Genomic DNA, 5,248 nt, shown 5'->3' with positions numbered 1-5,248 from the left:
TCCGCCAGCGGCTTGACGGCTTCGTCTCGCTCGACGCCGACGACCGCCGCGGAAGCTTCGTCACGCCGCCGCTTCGCTTCGTCGGCCGCCGCCTCTTCCTGAATATCAACTGCAGCGCCCTCGGCGAAGCCTTCGTCGAACTCCAGGACGACGCCGGACGCCCGATCGCAGGCCACACCTTTGCCGAAGCCGATCCGATCGACCGCAACCTGACCGCGGCGCCGGTCACCTGGAAGGGTCGGGACGATCTCTCCGATCTTGCCGACCGGCCAATTCGTCTCGCCTTCCGCCTGCGTCTCGCCAAGCTCTACGCCTTCCAGTTCACTTGCTGATCGACCGTCCGGCTGCGCAAAAGCTTGCCTTTGGATCACACTCTCTTGCCATCCGCCGACCAACCCGATATTATTATTCCGTTACCGTCAGTGGTCTGGGGCGTATGGAAATCCCGTCCTCTTACGGTCGCGACCCTGTAGGAACAAATTTGCAAGGAGAACAGATAGATGGCCAAGGTGCAACTGCCCAAACAGTTTCAAAGCAAGTACCCGCACAAGTTCGCCAAAGGCAAAAAGGAGTTCCTCTCGGGTCAGCGGATCCTGCCCAAGCCGATCACCGGCAAGGAAAAGCTGCCCGACCTGATGGACAACGCGTTTTTGGCCTACAACGCCGGACGGCTCCAGGAGGCGTGCCGCCTGTTCACCGAGAAGATGCTCGATCCGGACGTGACCATCGGCATGAGCCTCGCCGGAGCGCTGACGCCGGCGGGCCTTGGCGCCTCCGCCGTCGTGCCGCTCATCAAGGCCGGGTTCGTCGATTGGATCATCTCGACCGGAGCCAACCTCTACCACGACATGCACCACGCGATGAACCTGCCGCTGTTCCGCGGCTCGCCGTTCGTCCGCGATCCGGAACTCCGCAAGGTCGGCGTCGTGCGAATCTACGACATCCTGCTCGACTACAACGACGTCCTGATGGCCACCGACCACGTCCTGCGCCAGATCCTGCTCCAGGACGAGTTCCAGCACGAGATGGGCACAGCCGAACTGCACCACCGGATCGGCAAATACTGCGCCGAGTTCGAAAAGCAGACGGGCCTCAAGGACGCCTCGGTCCTCGCCGCCGCCTACCGGGCGGGCGTGCCGTGCTTCTGCCCCTCGCCGGGCGACTCGACCATCGGCATGAACGTCGCCGGCCTCGAGATGCGCGGCTCGAAGCTGCGGGTTAACCCCTCGCGCGACGTCAACGAAACCACCGCCATCGTGCTGGACGCCAAACAGTCGCGACGCAAGACCGGCGTGCTGCTGGTCGGCGGCGGCTCGCCCAAGAACTTCACCCTCCAGACCGAGCCGCAGATCCAGGAAGTCCTGCGGGTCAAAGAAGAGGGCCACGACTTCTTCATCCAATTCACCGACGCCCGGCCGGACACCGGCGGCCTTTCCGGCGCCACGCCCCAGGAGGCGGTCAGTTGGGGCAAGGTCGATCCCACGCAGCTTCCCGACGCCATCGTCTGCTACCTCGACTCGACGGTCGCCCTGCCGATGCTCACCCACTACGCCCTGGCCCGCCACGACCGCCGCAAACCCAAGCGGCTCTACGACCGGCTGCCCGAACTGCTCGAAAAGGAAACCAAGGTGTACTGGAAGCACAACAAGGAACTGTGATGCCCAAAGCCAAACCCAAGGCCCTGGAAAAACTCGCCCGCCGCCACGGCACCCCGCTGTTCGTGGTCGACCACGACGTGCTCCGCGCGAACTACGCCCAGTTCAGGCGCCATCTACCCCGCGTCCAGGCCTACTACGCGGTCAAAGCCAATCCGGACCCGGCGATCGTCAGAACGTTTTACGAAATCGGGGCCAGCTTCGACGTGGCCTCGATCGCCGAATTCCGGCTGGTCTACGAGAACATCCGCAAGCTGCCCGCCAAAGCCCGCCAGGATTTCATCTGGGACAAGATCATCTACGCCAATCCGATCAAGGACCGCCAGACCCTCGAGGAACTCGACCGCTACCGGCCGCTGGTGACCTACGACAACGTCGAAGAGATCAGGAAGATCCGCCGCCACGCCCAGCAGGCGGGTCTGGCCCTCCGTATCCGGGTGCCCAACACCGGCTCGATGGTCGAACTCTCCAGCAAGTTCGGCTGCGCACCCGCCGAGGCGGTCGACCTGATCGCCGCCGCCCACGACGCCGGCCTCGTCGTCGAAGGCCTCTGCTTCCACGTCGGCAGCCAGTGCACCAACTTCGAGAACTTCGTCCAGGCCCTGAGCATCTCAGCCGGCATCATGGAAGAGGCGTCGGCCCGCGGCTTCGCACTCAAGCTGCTCGATATCGGCGGCGGTTTTCCCGCCCGCTACGATCAGACGGTCGGCCCGCTGCGCGATCTGGCCCGCGTCCTGAACTCCGAGATCAATCGCCTCTTTCCCAGGGATATCGAAATCCTGGCCGAACCGGGACGGTTCATGGTGGCCACCGCCGCCACCCTCGTCGCCGAGGTCATCGGCAAAGCCGAGCGCGACGGCAAGCGGTGCTACTATCTCAACGACGGCGTCTACCACACCTACTCGGGCATCCTCTTCGACCACTGCCACTACCCGATCAAGGCCTTCAAGGGCGGGTCGGGCCACATCAGTGCGGTCTTCGGACCGACCTGCGACGCGCTCGACACGATCTCGCAGGCTGAGTATTTGCCCGAACTCGAGATCGGCGACCTTGTCTATTCCGAGAACATCGGCGCCTACTCGCACGCCTCGTCCACCTGGTTCAACGGATTCCCGCCCGCCAAGGTCCTGCATCTGAACCGCTCCTGAACCGACCGGGCGGCGCCGGGACACGTGCCGCATCGCCGCATGCACTCAGGTCTGTCCAAGCCGATCGGTCCGGGCTACAATACGTGGATCATGGACAATCGCAGCGCAGCGGTAAAGATCATCGAGGTCCTTCGCGAGGCCGGGCACGAGGCGTACCTGGTCGGCGGCTGCGTCCGCGACATGCTGTTGGGCCGGCAAGACATCGACGAGCACGACGTGGCGACCTCGGCGCGGCCACAGGCCATTCAGGCACTGTTCCGCCGGACCCGCCTGGTCGGCGCGCAGTTCGGCGTGGTGCTGGTGGGGATGGGCGGCCAGTGGATCGAAGTCGCCAGCTTCCGCACCGATGAAAGCTACAGCGACGGACGGCATCCGGACCGGGTGCGATTCGCCACGCTCGAAGAGGACGCAGCGAGGCGAGATTTCACAATCAACGGGATGTACTACGATCCGCTGGAGGATCGCCTGATCGACCTGGTGGGCGGACGGGCGGACCTGCGGGCGGGGCTGATCCGGGCGATCGGCGAACCGGATCGCCGCTTCCGCGAGGATCATCTGCGGTTGTTGCGAGCGGTGCGGTTTGCCGCGCGGCTGGCCTTTGCCGTCGAGAACCGGACGGCGGCGGCGATCCGGTCGCAAACCGAACAAATCCAGGAAATCAGCACCGAACGAATCCTCGACGAGCTGCGCAAGATGCTCACGCGGACCGGCCGGATGCGCGGACTGCGGCTGGCCGATGAGTTGGGACTGCTGCCCTACGTGCTGCCGGAGCTGACGGATCTGCGAGGTCGGCCGGGCGTGACGTTCGCCGAAGGACACGAAGTTTCCGCCGCGGGCGACGCCTTCGACCACTCGCTGATGACCGTCGATCGGCTCGGACCGCACGTGCGATTCGAAACGGTGTTTGCAGCCGTCCTGCATCTGACCGGGTTGATGCGATCCGCAACCATCGACCGGCCGCGGACCGTCCGAACGCGGGTCAAGACGCCGGAGGCCAACACCTCAGCCCAGGTGGCCGACGACGTCTGCCGCCGGCTGACCTGCTCAAACCGCCAGCGCCACGCGGTGGTCTGGCTGATCCATCACCTGCCGCTGCTGGGGCTGGACGGCGACCTCAGCCTGGCCCAGATCAAGCGGATCATGCTCTGCGACGGTTACGACGAACTGATCGCGCTGTACCGGGCTCGCGTCGAGGCCGGACTGGAGCCATCGACGGTGCTGGAAGGCGTGGAGCATCTGGCCGAGACGATCGATCGCGAAGCCCTGCGCCAGACCGCGCCGCTGATCCACGGCGGCGATTTGGAAAAAGCGCTGGGCGTCCCGCCAGGCCTCGGCTACCAGGAAGTGCTCGACGAGGTCTTCGACGCACAGCTAAACGGCCAGGTGGAAACGAAAGCGGAGGCGCTGGCCCTGGCCCGGTCCATAGCCGAGAAGGTGGGGCTGGTTTAGGACTTGGCCGCGGCGCCCATCGCCTTGATCGTCTCGTCGATGGGACCGATGCGGCTGATCCGCAGGCCGAAATTCTCGCCGATCTTGACCGCCACTCCGGACCCGACGCACTTGTTATTAATCATCAGGTCCAGGTCGTCGTCGACCGACTTGCTGAACTCGATCACCGTACCCGGGCTTAGGTCCAGAACATCCTGAAGCGGCAACGTCTTTTGGGCAAGACGTACGATAATAGGTACTTCTATCTGGAGTATTCTGCTAATATCAGCCGTTCGCGCGGGCTTCTCGCTCTTTGCGGGTGGCGGCGAATCGGCCTGGACCCCTTCGGGCTGGTCCTGATCCTGAGCTTGCTCCTGATCCTGATTCTCGGAAAGGGTCTCGTGAGCGGCCTGCGGCGGACTCTCCTGTTGCGTAACGTCTTGTTCCTGCTCGACTTGTGTCTCTGTCATATCCGCCGTGCTTTCGGGATCGGCGTCGGTGACGCCCGAGGCATTTGTTACTACACGTTATACGATTATCGGTCTTGCGGGGCAACGACTTTAGGTCGCCTGATCACCCGCCGAACGTGTCGGGGCCCAGGAGCAGCGCGAACGCCACCTGGATCAGGATGGTGAAGGCGAGGAACGCGATCGTGAACAGATGCCAGAATCGCAGTCCGAACGGCCCGAACCGTCTCGCCTGGAATCGCAGGTCGTCGGCGTGGTCGCCGATCCGCAGGTAGATTCCCAGCAGGACGCCGGGCAGACCAAAGGCGTTCCAGAAGCCCATCTGGGCGTGCGGATGCCACCGACCGAAGACCAGTGACGAGGCCACGCCGGCTGAGGCATACGACACGGCAAGAAACCCGATCAGGGCGTAGAGCCAGAAGAACTCTCCAGCATCCAGATCGCTGACGGCGGCGGCGAACCGAACCCGTGTCGGCGCGCCGGGCTCGAACCGCAGGTCGTCGACGAACCGGCTGGCCGGAACGGCGAGGCGAACGAGCGTGTAGTCCAT

Annotated in this window: 6 protein-coding genes; 4 read left to right on the top strand and 2 right to left on the bottom strand. The window is 64.3% G+C overall.

Annotated elements, in window-relative coordinates; all coding sequences use genetic code 11:
* The 4 genes from GXY33_01375 to GXY33_01360 all read left to right on the top strand — a co-directional run.
* Positions 1–332 (top strand): hypothetical protein (locus GXY33_01375; GenBank protein ID NLX03773.1); only part of this gene is annotated, 332 nt, incomplete at its 5' end.
* A 168-nt stretch (positions 333–500) separates the two neighbouring features.
* Positions 501–1,658 carry a deoxyhypusine synthase gene (locus GXY33_01370; protein NLX03772.1) on the top strand — a complete coding sequence of 386 codons (1,158 nt, stop codon included), beginning with the start codon at positions 501–503 and terminating at the stop codon, positions 1,656–1,658.
* Positions 1,658–2,803, top strand: coding sequence for a type III PLP-dependent enzyme (locus GXY33_01365; protein NLX03771.1), 1,146 nt, complete (start codon positions 1,658–1,660; stop codon positions 2,801–2,803). The genes GXY33_01370 and GXY33_01365 overlap by 1 nt, the downstream gene beginning before the upstream one ends.
* 39 nt (positions 2,804–2,842) lie before the next feature.
* Positions 2,843–4,252, top strand: coding sequence for a CCA tRNA nucleotidyltransferase (locus tag GXY33_01360; GenBank protein NLX03770.1), 1,410 nt, complete (start codon positions 2,843–2,845; stop codon positions 4,250–4,252).
* Here GXY33_01360 and GXY33_01355 read toward each other — a convergent pair.
* Both GXY33_01355 and GXY33_01350 read right to left on the bottom strand, forming a co-directional pair.
* The gene (locus GXY33_01355) at positions 4,249–4,701 is read right to left on the bottom strand and encodes a FliM/FliN family flagellar motor switch protein (protein ID NLX03769.1); all 453 of its coding nucleotides are present in this window, start codon (positions 4,699–4,701) and stop codon (positions 4,249–4,251) included. The genes GXY33_01360 and GXY33_01355 overlap by 4 nt on opposite strands.
* A gap of 103 nt (positions 4,702–4,804) precedes the next feature.
* Positions 4,805–5,248: hypothetical protein (locus GXY33_01350; protein ID NLX03768.1), on the bottom strand; the 444-nt coding region annotated here is incomplete at its 5' end.

Source organism: Phycisphaerae bacterium, from assembly GCA_012729815.1.
In the GTDB taxonomy this organism is placed as follows: Bacteria; Planctomycetota; Phycisphaerae; order JAAYCJ01; family JAAYCJ01; genus JAAYCJ01.
The sequence above is the reverse complement of the archived record's forward strand: the minus strand, read 5'-3'. Positions and strand labels throughout refer to the sequence as shown.